Raw genomic sequence first — 20,016 nt, 5'->3', positions numbered from 1 at the left:
CATCAAAAAGGACTGAGCTGAATATGTCAGCATCAGTCCTTTTTAAGTTATTTATGAAATGTCGGTTTATAAAAGGAACGGTTTTCCAGTGCAAATACACGTTCAGTATACTCGCCCGGCTTCACGCGCTCAAGCGCTCTGTCCATCATATTCATTTTTGCATCCAGATTGTCTATATAGTGAAGAATTTCCGCTTCTTTCACCATAGGCGGTTTCGGGCTGCCCCATTCTGCTTTGCCGTGGTGACTCAAAATCAAATGCTGAAGAATTAACACCTCTTCAGAATCGATTTGAAGCTCCTCAGCCGCTTTTGAAAGCTCTGTCACCATGATGGAAATATGGCCGAGCAAATTGCCTTCAACCGTATATGAAGTGGAAACAGGGCCGGACAGCTCCTTCACTTTTCCAAGATCATGCAGGATAACACCGGCGTAAAGCAGATCACGATCAAGAGAAGGATATAAATCTGCTATTGCTTTCGCCAGGTTCAGCATAGAGACAACATGATACGCCAAACCTGAGACAAACTCATGGTGGTTTTTCGTAGCCGCCGGATAATCCATAAACTCAGCTTCGTGTTTTTTAACCAAAAACCTTGTGATTCGCTGGATATTCGGATTTTTCATTTCAAATATATATTGAGTGATGGTATCCATCATTTCATTTTTCGGAATCGGCGCGGTTTCTAAAAAATCATCAATATTGACGTTTTCTTGCTCGCTTACCGGTCTGATATTTCTTAGCTTCAGCTGGGTGCGTCCGCGATAATGGTGAACATCGCCGACGACCTTGACAATCGTCTGCGGCGCATAGGTCACTTCATCACTTTGCTTGGCATCCCACAGCTTCGCTTCAATATCGCCTGACTGGTCTTGCAGCATCAGCGTCAGAAACGGTTTTCCATTGCTTGCAATCCCTTTCGTCGAGGATTTAATCAATAGATACTGGTCCACCTGTTCGCCAACCTCATGTAGCATAATCCCTTTAGCCATTCTATTAAAGCTCCCTCCGTATCTTACATAATACCAGTATATCACATACCGATTTTCAGCTATAGAACCTCTTTTATGACACCAAATGGATGATTTGGCTGCTATGAAATGCATCTTTTACGTGCTCATGGCATGTAAAATACAAAATCTGCCTACCGCCTTCAGATAAATCATACAGAACATGTAATACACGTTTCAGCCTTTCCTGATCAAAATGAACAAAACTGTCGTCAAGCTGGAACGGAAGCTTTGACTCACCCTGGCGCGTAACGGCCAAAGCAAAGCGGATCGCTGTATACAGCTGTTCACACGTCCCTTGTGACAGCTCTTCCGCATGATAGACAGTGCCATCGCGATGCATAACCATGATCGAATCATCCGTTTCGGAAAAATAAATGGTTTGGTAGTTTCCGTCAGTCAGAGGACGGAAAAATTCTCCTGCCGTCTCCAGAAGGCGCGGAAGCTCGATTTTTTTATGCCGCTCCAATTTGTTTCTGATCACCTGTTTGACCATTTGTATGGAGGCCCATTTTTTAGCCGTTTCTTTCACACGTTCTTTTTGCATTTCGGTTTGAAGCTTGAGGTCTGAGACCATTCCCGAAGCCTCTAATTGTTCCTGTTTGACTGAGAGCAGTGCGATTTGGCTGCGGAGCTGCTCGATCTCCTCAGTCAGCCGCTCTTTTCTTTCATTCTCAACAAATTGCTTATCTTTCAATTCAGAAAGCGTATTGGAATCCGCCAGTTCAAGTTCCTCCGGGTACCCGCCTTGAAGCTGTGCGTTTACGTGATGAAGCTTGTTCTCCGTATCCTTCAATTGCCTGCTGATGGCGGCTATGGCAAAAAACGCATCTCTGTCTTTTGCAGCAGCCGCGGCAAATAACTGTTCAATCTGTGCGTGGAAATACTGTATTTCTTGCTCAAGTTCAAGCATCTGTTCCTTTGTATAATGAATATCTGTTTCAATTTCCTTTTTTTGCTTCTCAATTTCTTTTTCACGTTCAATGTTTTTCCGCAATGTGTGAAGGGCGTCCGAAATGGAGATATCCTGACTCTGATTCACGGGAAGAAGCATACTGACGCGTTCTTCGAATGTTCTCCGGTGCTTTTTCAGCCTGCCTGCTTCTATGGTCAGCTCATGCTTTTTCTTCACTTCTTTTTTAACATCCTTCATTAAGCTGTATGCATCAAGCAAAAATGATGGATCTTCCTTAAATCCGAGCTCATTCATAAAACGCTCAACCTGTGTAAAGGACGGCGCCATTTCGGCTTCCCACTGTTCAAACTGCTGGATGACCCTTTCATACGCCGCCTCTTTTTGCTGGAGCGCTGCACGCTGTGTGAGAAGGTGCTGCTTATTGCGGTCATCCTCCCATAACGCTTCTCTAAGCATTTCAGCTTCTGCTGGTGAAATATCCGTCATGGGCTGTCTTGTCTCTCGGCTGTTTCGAGAAGACGACTTTCCTGAAACAAGCCAATACACAATAAGTGCAGCGCCGAAACTTATGGCGGGAATCCATTGCTGCAGCAGAGAAAAGAGAACGATGAACAACATACCAGCTGCAATGACAGTCTTTTTCTGTTTAGCCTGCTGTCTTTCAAAAAACGTTAGCTGTTCTCTGAGCTTCGCTTGCTCTTGGTGCTGCCCCTGTGTTTCATCATATGCTCTAAGAGCTGCTTCTTTATCTTTTCTTTGGCTGTTTTCAAGAATCGCGGACGAAGCGGCACGAACGGCCTTTTCCGCGTCTTCCAGCTCTTGCCGGGCAAGTTCAAACGTCTCGTCAAGCTGCCGTTTTCTGTCTCTTGCCTGTACATATTGCTGCACCGCTTGCTGAAGCTGCCATTCATAATCATATGAGGTGTTCATATTCAGGAGCTCATTTTCATCCGTTTTATTGAGCTGTTCCAGCCCTGCCGCTGTCTGCGCAGACGTCTGGCGCAGCTGTGCCTGAATGGCTGCCAGCTGTTCTCCCCAGGATTGGTACATATGAAACGCTGCCGAAAGCTCTTGTATCAGCGTTTCTTTCGCCAATAGTTCTTTATCGGGGATAAGCTTTTGCCTCTGTTTGTCCAACTCCGCCATCTTCACCCGAAGCGCCTCAAGCTGTGCTGATTTCGGGTGAAGATGGGATTCATATTTTTCCAGCTGATGCAGTCCGTCAGCAGGAAATTGTCCTGCGTGTTCCGGAAATTCTGCAATCACCTGTTCGAGTGTCGCTTTTTCATTTAGCAGCGGCTTTCGCTCAATCGCTCCCTCAATCATTCGGATATGTCCCGCCGTCTCTTTCAATTCGGTTTCCGCGGCTGCAAGGCGGGCTTCAAGCGTTCGTTTTTCCTCGAGAAGCTGATGATAGCCCGCTTCCTCTGCTTCAGCCTGTTTTAGCTTAACTGCCAGCTGCTTAAGCGTTTCCAGCTCCTGATTCAATTGAGGGTTTCGCCCATTTGGTTTATAGAGCCTTTCGCTTTCCTTCGTCAGCCTTGAATCAAGCTTTGATACGGCTTCAGCACCAAACAAGCTGGAAAAGAGCAAAAATTCCCCTATCTTGTCCCGATTAAAGGCGTGAATTTCCTGCAGCCCGAATACGTCGAACGAATATATGGCTTTGTACAACGACCTGTCTGTGCCCTGGAACAGCTGCTTTAAAACATCTCCCTGCTTTACTTCGCCCTTTTCTGTGTACACGCTTAGTTTTTCGGCAGTCCCTTTCGTCCGTTCGATCTTCAGCACCCCATACTCAGGATGTTCAGCTTCAAGAACACCGCCGTAGACACCGCCTGTTTTCGGTTCATACTTTTTCGTTTTCGGAAAACCGAACAGCATGCTTTCAATGAATGACATCATCGTCGTTTTTCCTGCCTCATTTAATCCGTAGATGACTTGGACAGGAGAGGCGGAAAAGTCAAAGGTCCGATTGGAAAATTTTCCGTATTGGTAGATATGTAAAGATATAATTCGCAAAGCTGTCACCGCCTCATGTATCAAGCACCTTAAGCTGTCTTTTCAATATTATCTGTGCCTGCTCTTTTATTTCCTTTACCTCCTCTTGGCTAAACCGGTCCGCGTGCCTTCTATACACTGGATGCCGCTCAAGCCCTTCCAGCACGTCTGACAGATCGCTGCGATCAATGTCTTCAAATAAACCGCCAAAAAAAGGATCAAGGTTTGTTAGGTTTGCTTCGTTTTCTGTCTCATCGTCCAATCTAAGAGGCCAAACGAAACGTTCCTCTTCCGCTTCTTGTTCCTGAAGAGCTTCAAGAAACTCATCCAAGGTGCCTTTTGGCGCCTCCAGCAGCCATTCCGGCGCCGTCCCTTGTAAAACAAGCCTTACACAAACAGGGCTCCCCTTTTTCCGCAGCTTCGAAAACGTGTCCTCCACCATTTGGAAGAGGGCTGTCATATTCTTTGCCTCCGTCACATCAACCGCCGCTTTTTCCCACAGGACATCATGCGCTCTCTGAAATTCATAAGATATATCTCCGTTTGTCACATGAACGAGATAATAGCCTTTATCTCCCGTCTCCTTTATATGGCGTGCTTGCGTGTTTCCCGGGTAAATGACTGCCGGATGCTCGGCAGATAGAACCTGGCGTTTATGTATATGGCCAAGCGCCCAATAATCCATCCCGCTTTTCACGAGGTCGTCATGTGTAAACGGGCAATACGGATCGTGTCCTTCAGATCCTGACAGCGTGCCGTGGAGCATGCCGATATGAAACGGTGCGTCAGTTGATCTCCGATAGCGGGCGGCTTGGTTTTCCATCAATGCTCTGGCTTGATAGCTGAAGCCGTAAATGCTTGCTATGCGCCTGCCTTCTTTAAAAAACGATTTTTCTTCTGGAACAGCGGACGAAAAAATATGGACATTCTCAGGCCATTCAATCGGCGTCCACTCCCCGCCAAGATGATCGTGATTCCCAAAGATGACGTATACCGAAATTCCGCACTCTCTGAGTCTTTCAAACTGTTTTTTCAAAAAGAGCTGAGCCTTTAAGCTTCGATTGGCTTCATCAAACAGATCTCCCGCAAGCAAAATGAAATCAACGTGCTCTCTCACTGCGGCGTCTATCATATGTCTCACGCTTGCAAACGTGCTTTCTTTAATCCGGGCAAAAATCGGCTCCGGCAGATGCGATATCCCGTAAAACGGGCTGTCAAGATGAAGATCTGCCGCATGAATAAAGGTTAGATCAGTCAACATTCTGCTCCTTTCCAGGATGAAGTACCCTTATTTTAGCACCGAATTCTTGCGAATGCACGTTCTGTCAATAAAGAAACAGCCTGAGAATCCCCAGGCTGTTTTCCAATCAGTTTTTCGCTAAACGTAGCGCTTGTTTGATCGCTTTGAACGCGCTTGAATTGCCGTAAATTAATACACCGCCTTTATAAATTCTGGCGCCGATAACGGCCAGTATGACAATGGTGAGCAGTGTGATTCCGATTCCGACAGCCGCCTGCCAGAACGGAATATCAAGCATGCCGACGCGCAGGAACATAATCATTGGCGTAAAGAACGGAATAAACGAAGTTACCGTAATAAATCCTGCGTCAGGCGCATTCAAACCGAACATCGCGATCATAAAACCGGCGACAACCAAAAGCGTCATCGGCGTGATCGTTTGCTGCACGTCCTCTATTCTGCTGACGACACTGCCGAGAAACGCGGCAAGTGTCGCGTACAAAAAGTATCCGAGCAAAAAGAAAATGACAGCATAGATGACAGTGGTTGCAGATACGTCGGTCAAATTAAGGAATCCGCCGACAGATGAAGCCGTTTCGCTCTTTTGGTTCAGCTTAAGCGACAGAGAGCCGGCTCCTATAATAATAGCAAGCTGTGTGATCCCGACAAGCCCGATACCAAGCAGCTTTGCAAACATTTGCTGGATCGGCGGCATACTTGAGATCAGGATTTCCATAACTCGCGAAGATTTTTCGGTTGCGACCTCCATCGCTATCATGCTGGCATACATAATCACCGAGAAATAAATGACGAACAGCATAATGTAAACAAGCCCTACCGTCTGGCCAAGCTCTTCCTCAGACTTTGCCCCTTCTTTCAGCGCCTTCTGCCCCACAGTAACAGGCGCATAAAGGCTGCTAATCGTTTCCTGCGACACGCCGAGCTCCGCTGTTCCGACAGCTGTTTTGGTTTGCGTCAGCGCCTGCTGCAGTGTTTGATACGTGCTTTCATCAGAAATCGTTAACGCTTTATATGTTCCTGAAATGGTCCCTTTTTCATCTCGTTTGATGATGAGCATGCCATCGAGTGATTCATCTTTGACTTGCTTTGTGACCTCATCCTCCGATTGCTTCGACAGCTTCACATCAAGATCGCCGTCTGTATCCACCGCTTTCAGCTGCTTAGAAAAAACCGGATATAATTCGTTTGTTTCATCAACAACGGCGATTTTTTCTTTCGCATCGTCACCTTGAAACAAAGAAATGATCGACTCCAGATTCGTTACAACTAAAACAAGCAGCACCGTGATGACAGTCGAAATAATAAAGGATTTTGCCATAATCTTATTTTTGTATGTATGAGAAAGCATGATCCAAAATTTATTCATAGACGGCCCCCACCTTTTCTATAAAAATATCATGCAGTGACGGCTCTTCAAGCTCAAACTTTCTGATAAACCCTTTTCCTTGGAGCATCGCAAAAATCTCTTGAGAAATGTCTTCATTGGCAATCTGCAGCTTGACGCCGTCTGCCGTTTCCTTCCATTGAAGAATGCCTTCATGGGACTGCAAAAAGCGCAGATCGTCATCGGAGTGAATGGTAACATTCTTTTTACCGAAAGAACGCTTGATCTCCTTCAGCTTGCCTTGTACAACCGGTTTTCCTTTCTGCAATATGCAAAGGTTCTCACAAAGCTCCTCCACATGTTCCATCCGATGGCTTGAAAATAAAATAGAAACACCGCTGTTTTTCAGCGAGATCACGGCCTCTTTTAGCAGCTCAACATTGACAGGGTCCAAGCCGCTGAATGGTTCATCAAGAATCAGGAGCTCCGGCTTATGCAAAACTGCCGAAATGAATTGGATTTTCTGCTGATTCCCCTTCGAAAGCTCTTCCACCTTCTTATTCTCGTAATCTGTAATATTGAAGCGTTCAAGCCATGTCCCGAGCTCTTTTACAGCCTCTCGCTTCTCCATCCCTTTTAATCTGGCAAGATAGACGAGCTGATCCCTTACCTTCATTTTCGGATAAAGGCCCCGCTCTTCCGGCAAATAACCGATTTTGTTGCTGATATGATAATTCACAGGACGGCCCTTCCAGCTGATTGAGCCCTCCGTAATGCTTAATAATCCTAGGATCATGCGAAACGTTGTTGTTTTTCCCGCTCCGTTTGCGCCTAATAGACCGAACATTTGCTGTTCCGGAATATCTAAGTCCAATCCGTCAACGGCTTTATAATCTCCAAATGTCTTCGTTACGTGATCAATTGTAAGCACTGAATCTCCTCCTTCCCTGACCCATTATATACTAATTTTGGATAAAGCATAATAAAGGATTTTGATTTCCTTTTTAGAATATAAATGAAGAAAGACTGATAAACCTTAAAATGGAGGAGAAACCTGATGGCTGATTATTTCCTTACCGTATTTGATCCTTCGGGGAACACGCTGGTAAACGAGCAATTCGAGGCAGAACATGAAGAAGCGGCAAAAACGCATGGTGAAGCCCTCTTAAAAGAAAAAGAGCTTCATAGTCATACTCATCGTTTAGTCAATGCAGCCGGAAAGCTGATTTTGTTTCACAGATGATCAGCTTTCCGGCTGATCTGTTACGCTTGAAACTTCGGCTCCCGTTTTTCTAAAAAGGCACGGATTCCTTCTTGGTGATCCTTGGTCCTTCTCATTCTCTCTTGGGCGCTGCGCTCAAGGGATAGCACTTTTTTCAGTTCTTCAATTTGGAGGCTTTGAAAAATACCTTTCGTTTCGATCATCGCCAAAAGAGGGGAGGCCAACAGGGTTTCGATAATGGGTCTTGCGCCTTCGGCAGGGTCTCCGGCAAATGTCCCATCAAGAAGCCCCATATCGGCAGCTTCCGAGGCAGATAGTTTTTTTCCGCTCCAAATCAGTTTTTTCGCTTTTGCTTCACCGATTCTTTTCTTCAGCAAATAATGTCCTCCGCCGTCCGGAACAAGCCCAATGCCGATAAAATTCATCGCGAGAACGGCGTTTTTTTCAGCGAGCACAATGTCCGCACAAAGCGCCAAACTCAGGCCCAGTCCCGCAGCAGCACCATGAATGGCTGCAATTGTCACTTTCTTCATCTGATATAAATTCAGGGTGACAGCCTCAATCGTATCCATCAGCCGTTTAAATTGGTCAGGGTCATGCTCTGACGTCATCATCCTGATATCACCGCCGGCCGAAAAGCCTTTCCCGCTTCCTCTCAGGAGAACGATGAGCGCCTCGCTTGCAGCCGCCATTTCGACTGCCTCCTTCAATTCAGACAGCATCTGTTCATTCAGGGCGTGATGGGCATCAGGCCGATTCAGGATAATCTCTGCAACGGCCCCATTACATGCATATTGAACAAACTCCATTAAAAGCACCTCCATGTATGCGCTTACTTTTTTCTTTCTCCTATACATTCCCCGCCATCCCCAAATAAACCTTTTTATTTTTCAAGGTCAATAGATACTGAAAAATGCATATTGTTTGAATGGAAACATAAAGTTTTATATAGTGAAAAAGAAGGGATATCTTGATGAGAAGGGAGGAAAGGAACATGGATAAATTGCTGATCAGTTTTCTGTTAAGTTTATTTATGGTGTACTTTCCCCCTTCGGACGTGGTTCTGCCTTCCCAGTTTGAAGCAAGCACTGACAGCTATGTGCCTATGTCTTCATATCCGCAGGAAACACAATCGGCAAAAACGCCATCGCCGGGCAGCATGCACCCGGCTGAGCTGATCAAAGAGTACAGCCCGCTGGCGCAGTCTGTCAGGCAGCTCTCTGTCAAACCACTTGACGAACCGCTGATAAACAGGCTGGAAAAGGCTTTGGCCGTCCCTGTCAAATACCAGTCTAATTACCTCCGAATATAATTTGCTCAAGTTTTATTTGTAACTCACCCCATACTGCCAACACTACATTCGGAGGGATTTTCATTGAATATTAAAGAAAACGATCTGCCGGGCATCGGCAAAAAGTTTGAAATCGAAACAAGAAGCCACGAAAAAATGACGATTATCATTCATGATGACGGAAGAAGGGAAATTTACCGGTTTAATGACCGGGACCCGGATGAGCTTCTTTCAAATATTTCATTGGATGATTCTGAAGCAAGGCAAATTGCAGCTATTCTCGGGGGCATGGTCTATAAACCGCAAGCTCTGGAGTCCATCGAAATGGCCTTCAGCGATCTTATTATTGAATGGTTTAAGGTCGAAAAAGGCGCCAAATCGATCGGACGCACACTCGGTGAGCTTGATGTTCGCCAGAATTACGATGTCACTGTTATTGCGATTATCAAACACAACCAGGAAAAGCTCCTAAATCCCGGAGCGGATTCGATTATTGAAGAAAATGACACCCTTGTCCTCTCAGGTGAGAGAAAGCATCTGAAGAAACTGATTCACGATTTTCTTTCTGGAGAGGGCGTGTGAGCCCCGATGGACCATCTTGTATTTGAAGTCGGAACTGCACTTGTGCTTGTGGCAATCGCCAGTGTGATCGCCAATAAAATTAAATTTTCGATTATTCCGTTTCTGATTGTGCTGGGAATGCTTGTTGGACCGCACGCGCCGAAAATGGGGATTATTGATCTAACATTTATTCAAAGCAGTGAAATCATCGAGTTTTTCGGGCGAATGGGCGTACTGTTCCTCCTCTTCTATCTCGGACTCGAATTCTCTGTCGGGAAGTTAATCAAATCAGGAAAATCAATCGCGGTCGGCGGGACGATTTATATTTTGATTAACTTCAGCCTCGGACTGCTTTACGGGTTTATCACCGGATTTTCCTTTCTGGAAGTCCTCATCCTCGCAGGCGTCATCACAATCTCGTCAAGTGCGATTGTCGCAAAAGTGCTCGTTGATTTAAAAAGAACCGCCAACCCGGAAACCGAATTGATTCTCGGCATCATCATGTTTGAAGATATTTTCCTTGCCGTATATCTGTCCGTTGTTTCCGGCCTTATACTAGGTGATGCGACATCCGTAGGGAGTGCACTCTTGTCCATTTTGATCGCCTTCGGTTATATGCTGCTGTTTTTTATCGCAGCAAGAAAACTCCCGCCGCTGTTGAACAAACTGTTGGACATTCGCTCAAACGAAGTGTTTATTATCGTCATTTTCGCAGCACTCTTTTTTATCGCCGGTTTTTCAGAGACGATTCATGTAGCAGAAGCAATCGGCGCGCTGCTGCTCGGTTTGGTCTTTTCAGAAACAGAGCATTCCGATAGGATTGAACACCTCGTTGTTCCGTTTCGCGACTTCTTCGGTGCGATGTTCTTTTTCAGCTTCGGCCTCAGCATCGATCCGTTTTCGCTTGGTGAAGCGGTTTGGCTTGCGTTGGGTGCAGTGATTTTGACCATTCTGGGAAATTTTATCGCCGGAATGGTGGCAGGACGACGCGCAGGGCTTTCTCATAAGGCTTCATCGAATATCGGGCTGACGATCGTATCGCGGGGAGAATTTTCGATTATCGTTGCGAATCTCGGGATAGCCGGCGGACTGTCGGCCACATTAAAGCCGTTTGCCGCATTATATGTCCTCATTCTGGCGATTTTGGGACCGCTTGTCACAAAGGAATCAAAACGAATTTACCGCTTGCTGAACAAGGTATTTAAATGGAAGCCTGAGGTTCAGCCCGCAAAAAAACAGGGATAAAAAAAGCAGCACTGTAATCAGTGCTGCTTTGTCGTTTTTTCAAAAATCTGCTCTAAATATTTGATTTTTTCGTCCGTGTAGTGCTCGAAGCGCTCATTGTACGATTTCGGATCTTTCGGATTCGCAAAATGCGTAATTTTCCCTGTATCCCGATCAATAAATTTACTAGCAGCGCCGCAGCCGATGCCAATAATCGTCTGCACCTCTTCCATAATCATAATGTTGTAGATGCTTTCTTGTCCCGGCAAAGAGTATCCGACGTTTTCAAGGTTTCCAAGAATGTTTTTCTGGCGGTATAAATAATAAGGCACGTACCCATGCTCTTTCGTCCAGGCTACCGCGTCTTCCATCATTTGAGAAACCTCTTCCCTGCCGGCAACTTTGTACTTATGCTTGTTTCTCGTCATTTCTGACGCCCGTTTAAATGAAAGAGTATGAACGGTAAGGGATTCCGGCATCAGTTTTTCTGTTTCTGAAAGACTGTGCCTGAACTCCTTCACGCCTTCCCCAGGCAAACCAATAATCAAGTCCATGTTAATATTATTCATGCCGTGCTGGCGTGACAGATGATATTTCTCAATGGTCTCTTCAACCGTATGGTGCCGCCCGATCGCCTTTAGCGTTTCGTTTTCGTAGGATTGCGGATTGATGCTGATCCGATCAATGTCATATTTGTTTAAAACGGCGAGTTTTTCTTCTGTAATCGTGTCAGGACGACCGGCCTCCACCGTAATCTCACGAATGTTTTTCACATCCGGGAAGGAGCGGACCATTTCTTCATACAGCAGATCCATCTCCTCCGCTGTAATGCTTGTCGGCGTCCCGCCGCCAAAGTAAATGGTTGTAACCTTAACATCATGCTCCTTCAGCCATTCACCGATTTTCTGCATTTCGTAATGCAGTCCCCATAGGAATGAGCCGACTCTGCCCGCCTGTCCTTGGATAGCGTACGCAGGGAATGTGCAATACGCGCATTTTGTCGGGCAGAACGGAATGCCGATATAAATGCTGACTTCATCCTTTACTCGGTACAAATCCGGCACTGCCGCCAGCTGACGGTCAACAATTTCCTGCATTAGCATGATTTTTTCATCATGAATTAAATAGTCTTTTTTCAACTCAGCATGCGCTTGCTCCTTGGACATTCCGCTTTGCAGTTTTTTATGAAGCAGCTTTGTGGGCCGGATTCCTGTGAGGATTCCCCACTTCTGCGTAATGCCCGTATGCGCCTGAAGAAGATTGAGATACACATAAGAAATTGTGTTTTTCACTTGCTTAAAAGCTTCTTTTTCAGTCATGTCTGGAGAAAAGAATTTTGTATGCTGTTCCTTTATGCCAGTACCCTTCACTTCTCCAGAAACCGTCACATGCTCATCCGTTTGTGACAACGCTAAAGAAATGACAAAATCTGCGGGCTCCTCTCCGCCATACGCAAGCTCGCACTCTTCATAAAACAAATTTGCAATATTTTGCAGAGGCCGATGCAGGCGGTCATCATGTATGCCTTCTATTTTAATTTGCAACTTCATCACCTAATTTATCAGATTCAAAACTTTCTTTAGTGTACAGAAATAAACTGCTAAAATCAATCCGGCAAAAAAGCCGCCGCACCTGTCAGGGCGCGAGCGGCTTTTTTACACACGTTTCATGTGGAACTTATCAAGAAATCCTTTTCGCTGCTGCATTCGGAAATATTCCTTCATCATATAAGCGACACCTTGCTCGTCATTGGACCTTGTAACCCAATCTGCCTTTCTCTTAATTTCCGGAACGGCATTCCCCATCGCTACCCCAAGACCGGCAAGTTCGATCATCGGCAGATCGTCATACTGATGCCCAATGGCCACGACATCATCCATACTCAGGCCCAGCTCTGAAGCGACGAGGGCCAAACCCGCTTCCTTCGAGACACCCTTCGGGACGATATTCAGTTTCTCATCGTTTACGCGAATCACGTCCACCGCAGGGAAGGCTTTTGTAATCGTTTCTGTAATGTCATGCTGAATGTCGTGCTCCGTGTACACCTCGATGACGGGTGCACTCACCGGCTCATCCATGAGGAGATCGCTTAATGATTCAACGAACTGGACTGGATAAAAGATCGGGTCAGACGGATGAATGAGTGCTTTCCCTAATAAATTCGAATTCACCTTTTTCTTGTTTCCGATGGAATACTTTTCGTGAAGAAGCCGAATATTGCATTGATAGCTCTCCAGCACTTGAACAATGTTAAAGGTATGATCATCAGAAATTCTTTTTTCAAAAAACGGGGCGTCAATTTTCTCAGCGATATATGCCCCGCTATGGGTGATCAGCTTGGCATCAAGCTTTAGCGATTTCGCTATTTTCTGTGCTGAGCGAAAATGACGGTTGGTCACAAGTGTGACGTAAATCCCTTTTTTCTTTACATATTCAATCGCGTCTTTCGTTGCCTGATGAATCTTCCCGTTCGACCGAAGCAGCGCTCCATCTATATTTAAGGCAAGCAATTGTTTTGACACAGAGATGTCCCCCTCCTTGATGACTGTACTTGTGTATAGGATATGACCCTGTCTCTGTGTTTAGAACAACCTTTTCTTAAAGCAAAAAAAGCCTGGCTCAGCAGACTTTATGTATGGCTTGTTGATAGGATACGATCGAAGCAGCCATTCTCCCTAATATCGTTATTTCGATTTACGAAAAATCATGTATCAGGAACCCCTTGTTTGACCAATGATGCGCTCCGAACACTTACTCTCTGTTGCTTATCCCCTCTATATAACGGCATGATATGCGACCGTATCCATTTGAAATAGGTAAGTGTAGGCGCTTTCAATGTTATTATCTCAGTTTTCCTTTCCGATGACAAGGGTTTTTTTAACTAAAAAAAGTAACCAACTTTTGTATATCCGTGGTAGGATCAGTTGTTAATTTTTAGGACTATACACTTGATCCAGAACGTACATTCCCATACAATATAAATAATAAACGAAAAAGCGGTGTTTATATGGCTGATTTAAAAGAAATATATAATGAAGAACTGATATCTCAGTTGATCCATCATGTAAGGTCATCCTATCCTGATTTTAACAAAAACAGATTCTTGGATACATTACGGCTGGAGGACTGGCCTGAACTCACTTTAAAAGAGCGGATGCGCCGCGTGACAGTTTCTTTATACGAAACTTTGCCAAAACAATACGTTGAAGCGCTCACAATTTTACGGGATACAGCCCCTCATTTTAAAGGACTCAGCGGAATTTTATTTCCAGATTATGTGGAACAGTACGGGTTAGCGCATTGGGAAGAATCAATAAAGGCATTGGAATCCTTTACGCAATATTCGACCTCAGAATTTGCTGTAAGGCCTTTTTTGCTGTTAGATCAAGAAAAGATGATTGCACAATTGCTTGCATGGTCTGAGCATAAAAATGAACACGTGAGAAGACTTGCGAGCGAAGGCAGCAGGCCCCGCCTGCCATGGGGAAAATCGATACCGGCTTTGAAATCGGACCCTTCCCCCGTATTGCCGATCCTTGAGAAGCTGATGCAGGACGAGTCTTTATATGTAAGAAAAAGCGTGGCCAACAACCTTAATGATATATCAAAAACGCATCCTCATTTACTGAGAAAAGTCGCAGATCAATGGTACGGAACACATCCCCATACAGACTGGATTATCAAACACGCCTATCGGACCTTATTAAAAAAGGGTGATAAACAGGCCTTAGCGCTTTTTGGTTATGAAAATGCTGATTCGATACAACTACATGATTTAACATGCCAGCCCAAACGTATAGTTATTGGCGAAAGCCTTGAATTTTCTTTCTATATTCATTCAGACAGGGATCAAAAAGTAAGAATTGAGTACGCAATTGATTTTGTAAAAGCAAGAGGCCAGCGTCATCAGAAAGTATTTAAAATAACAGAAACAAATATACGAAAAAACGAAACGAAGTCATACACAAGAATCCAATCCTTTAAGGATTTAACCACCAGAAAGCATTACAAAGGAATTCATACATTATCAGTCATCATCAATGGAGAGGTAAAAGATTCATTGGATTTCCAAGTTTGCTGAGTGAATAAAAAATCCCTTCTTATCCAAGAAGGGATTTTGCTTATTAGCCTTCAACACTGCCGTAAAGCTCTTCTAAAGGCTTCATAATGATTTTGTTCAATTCACCAATCAGCATGCTCATGCGCTGCTCCGCTTCCATCAGCTGAGAAATTTTTTCGTGCTGCTGTACAAGCGCAACTGTTTTTTGAGCCTGCGTCACTTCTTCTTGTGTAATCTCTTCTCCTGCCATTTGTTTTTGCTGGAGTCTAAGCTGTACATCACGGAAGTTTTCGAACATGCGCTTCGCTGATTCATCTGCGTTAACTTCGTCGTAAAGGTTTTTTAAACGGGTGAATTCTTCGCTCCCGCGTAATGCATTTTCCAGATCATACGCTACATCATAAAAATTAACAGCCATTGTAAATAGCTCCTTTCATCATTGCCGTTTGACATACCACTCCACTATAACAGACTATGGAGCTCCTTTCATTAATCAAAAACCATTTCTTCTTAAAAAAGGATGACAAACAATGCTTGAATCGCGCCTATAATTCCGCCGAGAAGGCCCCCCAAATAGGTAATCATTTTAAATTCTTTTTTTGAAATGGACAGCACCATTTCTTCAAGACGCTCCACCGGGAACTGATCCACCTGCTCCTTGACGATTTCCTCAAGACGCAACCGTTTTAAGACACTTTCAAGGTTGGACGAAATACCTTCAAGCAATTTGTCTAATAGTGCCGGCAGCATTTGCTGGGTCAGCTCAGATTCATAGCGGACGGTAAGCGTGCCAATCGTATTGTTGAAGAAAGGGGCAGTCGAAAATGCTTGCAGCACTCTTCGTTTCAAACTGAAAATGAGCGCCTTTGCATTCCATTTTTCATCTGCTTCATTAAACGTATACTCCCTCAGCTTGCCCCATTCGTTTTTTAAGAGATCAGAAAGCAATTTATTTGTTTCCTCATTGCGCAAGAATTTCAGCAGCTCCGGCAGCACGCGATCCGCAAGGCTTGAATTGCCAAGAAACAATTGCACCATGCTTCCAAGCATGCCGCGCTCTTTTAAAAAGTCATCAATCATATTGCCAAGACGGATTTTTCCTTCATCACTTTCAAAATAACGGACACTCCGTGACAATATATATCCTGAAATCATCGGAATTTTTTCCTCAAGCTTTTCCTGCACCTCTATAGGCACCAGCTCTTTTAACGATTGGTCCCCGTATTGGCGGAAAAGCTCATGCAGCTTATCATCGGTCCAGCTGCTGATCCATGCATCAGCAGCTTTTTCGGGGCGCTTCATCCCGGCTTTTTCAAGCGCTTCTTTTACTGTCACTTCAGAAAGTGACAGCTTTTGAATCAGCTGTTCCCCCACTCGAAGAGCCTGCGTTTTGGCTGCATCAGAGACGAGCCGCTTTTTAATGCCTTCAGGGGTTAAGAGATGATTGACTACCATCAGTCCCATTTGTTTTGCAAGTTCATCTCGCCGTCTTGGAATCAGCCCGGGCGTAAAAGGAACTCGTTTCCCAAACAAATAGTACGCTTTATACGGCCTAAACAGCATTTGAATTGCTAAATGATTGGTCACCGCTCCAATGGCAGCGCCGATCACGATCATAAAAATAAAGGTTCCTGCAATACCCATTCCTATTCATCTTCCTCCATCTGTGCTTCAGCTTTTTTCATATAGATTATGTACCTATACGTATTATAGAGGCTCATGCAATCACTTAGCAAACGAGGAGACAAATTCCTGTTCTTAGAAAATCAGCTTGTTCTTTTGGAATAGGGCAAGGTGGAGAATCGTATTCTGTAAAGTAGAATACCGTCAGCTGCGTTCGTCTTACATGTATTTAGTGTAAAGCTGCGGACACCCGCCGGCAGCTTTTGAATAAAAGGGGGAGTCTCACCATGATAACACTCGGTTTTATGTCCTTATCCCGCCAGCATGAAGCGGATTATTCCGCAGAACTGGCCAAAAGAGCACCCGAATTCGGCATACGTTTCATCCGGTTTACACCATTTGATATTTCACCTGACACTTTGCGTGTCAAAGCATCGGTCTATCATTCGGCCAGCAGCACATGGAACGAAACTGAAATGGCGATTCCAGATTATATTTATGATCGCTGTTTTTACGGCAAGGATTCACATTCCCAAAAAGCAAAACCAATCGTTGAGTGGCTCAAAAAATATCCGAAAACGGAATTTATCGGGCGGGGTCTTCCCGATAAGTGGACCGTCCTTCACGATTTGCAGCAGCACTCTGTAATCAATCCCTATATTCCCGAAACGATAAAGGTGAGCCGCTACGAACAAATTCACTCCTTTTTATCCAAAGAAAAAGCCTGCATCCTTAAACCGGCATTCGGCGCGGGAGGCAGAGGCGTGATTCTTTTGAAGCTGGGCAAGAAAAACATCACTGCTACTTATCACATCGGAAAGGATAAGCAGACAAAAACGTTTTCCAACCAGACTTCTTTTAAAACATGGTGCAAAAAAGTGCTTCAGCATCAATATTTGCTTCAGCCTTACTTAAACATTCAAGATAAGGAACAATACCCTTGTGATATTCGTCTGTTTATGGAAAAAAACGAAGCAGGTGAATGGAATACAGTCGGAAAGGCAGTAAGACGCGGATACAAACACGGGCTGCTGGCCAATTTGTCAGGCGGATCTGATGCGCTGACATTTGACTCCTGGTTTGAAGATATACCGAAAAAACAGCAAGTGGTTTTACTAGATGATGTGTTTTCAATTACCCAATCGGTTCCGTATTATCTTGACGAGCGCTATGGGCCGTTGTTTGAACTCGGTCTTGATATATGTCTTGCAAAGGACGGGAGAATTTGGATTTTAGATATCAATTCCAAACCAGGCAGGAAGTCAATCCTGCGTGTCTCTCCCGAGCAAAAAGAACAGCTGTACACTTGTCCCCTAAAACGCTGCCAATATCTGTTTTCTGAGCAAAGCCAGAAAGGAGTTCTTCCGCGTGAATCCTAAACGGTTTTTGATCGGCATAGACAAAACCAGTGAAAACACCCTGTTTCTGCCCTCTTCGCTGAAGCAAGACGGACTTTTGCATGCCGCATTCGGAACGAAGGTTGTCAGATGCCACGTTGCTTACAGACGGCATCTGGAACAAACCGTGCTTCTCTCTGAAAATCTGTTTCATGAGCTTTTGCTTCCCCACCGAAGCAGGGCAGATATACTGATTCATGATCATACAGTGCATATCGGGCCGTTAGTCGGCATCTTTACGGCAGGGTTTACTGTATCTCTTGAACGCCCATTTAAGGATCGTTCCCTCTTTTTTTCTAAACTTGTCACGTTACACGAGCAAGCCGGGGGCTACTGCTTCGTTTTTGGCGCGCACCAAATCAATTGGGAGGAAGGCACGATTGAAGGCCTCCTTTACAGGGAAAACGGCTGGGAGAAAAAAATCGTTCCATTGCCGAACGTCGTTTATGACCGTTTGCCGAACCGAAAAATTGAAGATTCACTTCTCTTGCAACATACAAAAAAGAGGCTGATCGATGAATATCAGATCCCATGGTTTAATAAAACGTTTTTCAATAAATGGAACGTTCATCAATTGCTCGAAAAAGATCCAAGAACGGCACCCTTTTTGCCTAGATCCGAGCTGACACCGTCTGTGGAGCTGATAGATGAGCTCTGTGGCGCATACAAAAAAGTCTATATCAAACCGGCAAATGGAGCACTCGGCACCGGCATTTATCAGCTGACAAGAACAGATGGCGGCCTGACGGTAAAGCATACGAATGACGCCAAAACTTTTACATCAATTGATTATTCCGATGCCGCCTCATTCCTTGCAGAATTTCAAAAACATCACAACCCGTCCGACTTTCTCATTCAGCAAGGTGTTGATCTCATCGAATTTCAAGGCAAACCAGCGGATTTCCGTGTCCATACCAATAAAAACAGAAAAGGAAAATGGACAGTGACAGCAATCGCCGTAAAAATTTCCGGAAAGAACAGCATTACAACACATCTTTCTAACGGCGGCACTGTAAAGACACTTGCGGAAGTATACGATGATCCCGCTGAAAGAGTTGAGGTCATTAAAAAGCTTTCTGCAGCGGCACTGACTGCAAGCCATGTCCTTCATGATCATATCGAGGGATTTATCGGGGAGATTGGTTTCGATTTTGGCATTGATCAGAACGGTAAAGTATGGATGTTTGAAGCGAATTCGCGCCCGGGCCGAAGCATTTTTTCTCATCCAAATTTGCATCATGTTGATTCTCTTACAAAACGAAGAAGTTTTGAATACGCGTCATATTTATCTGAGAAGGCAATCACATCTCCGGAAGCATTGTGGCCTTCGTAACCTGTCCGCTTTTTTAATAAAGCGGGCTTATCTTTATCCAAAGCTGGGACAAACTGCATATTTAGGCCTCTTCAATGATGTTCTGAAACAATGATACAATGAACATAAGCCGTTTTTATTTAGGTCAATTGATACCAAATGTAAGGAGCGTGGCCGTAATGATTTCTCATTTCAGCTGGAAACCTTTGTTCCCAAAAGAAAAGCTGCCCGGATGGAAAATTTCATTTTATTATAAAGGGACCCATTATGAAGGCATCTATCATAAGAGCGGTGAGATTGAATGGGGAGACTTGTTTCCCGCCCGCGCTGACGAGCCTGCTCTTACAAACGAGATACATGAACTGATGCTTTTTCATATTTATGACTAGCTTAGCCTAAACGGCTAAGCTTTTTTTATTTCTCAAGATTTACCACACAATTCTCCGCATGATTTTCCGGCCATTTTAACATAATACGTAGTAACAAGCCGGCAAAGCATTGGGTTACGCCGAGGCGGCAGTGACACCCGAGAAGGGTTCACAGATTGGTGCAACTCCAGTTAACCCAACCATACTAAATAAAAAGGAGATTTTACACATGGCTAACCAAAACTCTTCAAATGACTTACTAGTTCCTGGCGCAGCTCAGGCTATCGATCAAATGAAACTTGAAATCGCTTCTGAATTCGGCGTTAACCTTGGAGCGGACACAACTTCTCGCGCTAACGGTTCTGTCGGAGGAGAAATCACAAAACGTTTAGTATCTTTCGCTCAGCAGCAAATGGGCGGCAGAGTTCAATAACAATTCAATATAT

19 protein-coding genes are annotated in these 20,016 nt (G+C 44.6%); 9 read left to right on the top strand and 10 right to left on the bottom strand.

The window, feature by feature from the left end:
* Positions 1-47 precede the first annotated feature (47 nt).
* From yhaM to yhaQ, 5 genes are all read right to left on the bottom strand, one after another.
* A complete protein-coding gene (yhaM, locus tag BSU_09930) occupies positions 48-992 on the bottom strand; it encodes a 3'-5' exonuclease (protein NP_388874.1) in 945 nt (314 codons plus the stop codon).
* 73 nt (positions 993-1,065) lie between these two features.
* Complete coding sequence (gene sbcE, locus BSU_09920) at positions 1,066-3,957, bottom strand: ATPase involved in DNA double strand break repair and recombination (protein NP_388873.1); 2,892 nt, start codon at positions 3,955-3,957, stop codon at positions 1,066-1,068.
* 4 nt (positions 3,958-3,961) lie between these two features.
* Complete coding sequence (gene yhaO, locus BSU_09910) at positions 3,962-5,188, bottom strand: putative DNA repair exonuclease (RefSeq protein NP_388872.1); 1,227 nt, start codon at positions 5,186-5,188, stop codon at positions 3,962-3,964.
* A gap of 106 nt (positions 5,189-5,294) precedes the next feature.
* A complete protein-coding gene (yhaP, locus tag BSU_09900) occupies positions 5,295-6,554 on the bottom strand; it encodes a Na+-dependent exporter (ABC permease) (RefSeq protein ID NP_388871.2) in 1,260 nt (419 codons plus the stop codon).
* A complete protein-coding gene (gene yhaQ, locus BSU_09890) occupies positions 6,547-7,443 on the bottom strand; it encodes a Na+-dependent efflux ABC transporter (ATP-binding protein) (protein NP_388870.2) in 897 nt (298 codons plus the stop codon). The genes yhaP and yhaQ overlap by 8 nt, the downstream gene beginning before the upstream one ends.
* Before the next feature lie 126 nt (positions 7,444-7,569).
* Here yhaQ and yhzD point away from each other — a divergent pair, with 126 nt between their 5' ends.
* Positions 7,570-7,755 (top strand): hypothetical protein, encoded by a 186-nt coding sequence (yhzD, locus tag BSU_09889; protein YP_003097698.1) that lies wholly within the window; start codon positions 7,570-7,572, stop codon positions 7,753-7,755.
* A gap of 20 nt (positions 7,756-7,775) precedes the next feature.
* Here the strand turns inward: yhzD and yhaR are convergent, their stop codons facing one another.
* Entirely contained in the window at positions 7,776-8,543 is a 768-nt protein-coding gene (gene yhaR / locus BSU_09880) for a putative dehydratase / isomerase (RefSeq protein ID NP_388869.3), read from the bottom strand.
* A gap of 164 nt (positions 8,544-8,707) precedes the next feature.
* On the opposite strand from yhaR, the gene khtS reads away from it, so the two are divergent.
* The 3 genes from khtS (at position 8,708) to khtU (ending at position 10,831) form a co-directional block, all read left to right on the top strand.
* Positions 8,708-9,046, top strand: a complete 339-nt coding sequence (khtS, locus tag BSU_09870; RefSeq protein NP_388868.1) for a K+/H+ antiporter for K+ efflux — start codon at positions 8,708-8,710, stop codon at positions 9,044-9,046.
* A 63-nt stretch (positions 9,047-9,109) separates the two neighbouring features.
* On the top strand, positions 9,110-9,607 hold the full coding sequence (gene khtT, locus BSU_09860; RefSeq protein ID NP_388867.1) for a K+/H+ antiporter for K+ efflux: 498 nt from the start codon (positions 9,110-9,112) through the stop codon (positions 9,605-9,607).
* A gap of 6 nt (positions 9,608-9,613) precedes the next feature.
* The gene (gene khtU, locus BSU_09850; protein NP_388866.2) at positions 9,614-10,831 is read left to right on the top strand and encodes a proton/potassium antiporter; methylglyoxal resistance; all 1,218 of its coding nucleotides are present in this window, start codon (positions 9,614-9,616) and stop codon (positions 10,829-10,831) included.
* A gap of 17 nt (positions 10,832-10,848) precedes the next feature.
* Here the strand turns inward: khtU and hemZ are convergent, their stop codons facing one another.
* Positions 10,849-12,354 (bottom strand): coproporphyrinogen III oxidase, encoded by a 1,506-nt coding sequence (gene hemZ, locus BSU_09840; RefSeq protein NP_388865.1) that lies wholly within the window; start codon positions 12,352-12,354, stop codon positions 10,849-10,851.
* A 111-nt stretch (positions 12,355-12,465) separates the two neighbouring features.
* On the bottom strand, positions 12,466-13,332 hold the full coding sequence (yhaX, locus tag BSU_09830; protein NP_388864.2) for a putative hydrolase: 867 nt from the start codon (positions 13,330-13,332) through the stop codon (positions 12,466-12,468).
* A 485-nt stretch (positions 13,333-13,817) separates the two neighbouring features.
* On the opposite strand from yhaX, the gene yhaZ reads away from it, so the two are divergent.
* Positions 13,818-14,891, top strand: a complete 1,074-nt coding sequence (yhaZ, locus tag BSU_09810) for a hypothetical protein (protein ID NP_388862.1) — start codon at positions 13,818-13,820, stop codon at positions 14,889-14,891.
* Positions 14,892-14,934: 43 nt separating this feature from the next.
* Here the strand turns inward: yhaZ and yheA are convergent, their stop codons facing one another.
* Positions 14,935-15,288 (bottom strand): hypothetical protein, encoded by a 354-nt coding sequence (gene yheA / locus BSU_09800; protein ID NP_388861.1) that lies wholly within the window; start codon positions 15,286-15,288, stop codon positions 14,935-14,937.
* A 92-nt stretch (positions 15,289-15,380) separates the two neighbouring features.
* Positions 15,381-16,514 carry a hypothetical protein gene (yheB, locus tag BSU_09790; RefSeq protein NP_388860.1) on the bottom strand — a complete coding sequence of 378 codons (1,134 nt, stop codon included), beginning with the start codon at positions 16,512-16,514 and terminating at the stop codon, positions 15,381-15,383.
* 266 nt (positions 16,515-16,780) lie between these two features.
* Here yheB and spaC point away from each other — a divergent pair, with 266 nt between their 5' ends.
* From spaC to sspB, 4 genes are all read left to right on the top strand, one after another.
* Positions 16,781-17,872 carry a spore coat associated protein, subunit C gene (spaC, locus tag BSU_09780; protein NP_388859.1) on the top strand — a complete coding sequence of 364 codons (1,092 nt, stop codon included), beginning with the start codon at positions 16,781-16,783 and terminating at the stop codon, positions 17,870-17,872.
* Positions 17,862-19,223, top strand: coding sequence for a spore coat associated protein (spaD, locus tag BSU_09770; protein NP_388858.2), 1,362 nt, complete (start codon positions 17,862-17,864; stop codon positions 19,221-19,223). The genes spaC and spaD overlap by 11 nt, the downstream gene beginning before the upstream one ends.
* Before the next feature lie 149 nt (positions 19,224-19,372).
* Complete coding sequence (gene yheE, locus BSU_09760; RefSeq protein ID NP_388857.1) at positions 19,373-19,591, top strand: conserved hypothetical protein (sporulation / germination island); 219 nt, start codon at positions 19,373-19,375, stop codon at positions 19,589-19,591.
* A 208-nt stretch (positions 19,592-19,799) separates the two neighbouring features.
* On the top strand, positions 19,800-20,003 hold the full coding sequence (gene sspB, locus BSU_09750) for a small acid-soluble spore protein (beta-type SASP) (RefSeq protein NP_388856.1): 204 nt from the start codon (positions 19,800-19,802) through the stop codon (positions 20,001-20,003).
* Positions 20,004-20,016: the final 13 nt, after the last annotated feature.

Source organism: Bacillus subtilis subsp. subtilis str. 168, assembly GCF_000009045.1.
GTDB lineage: Bacteria > Bacillota > Bacilli > Bacillales > Bacillaceae > Bacillus > Bacillus subtilis.
The sequence above is the reverse complement of the archived record's forward strand: the minus strand, read 5'-3'. Positions and strand labels throughout refer to the sequence as shown.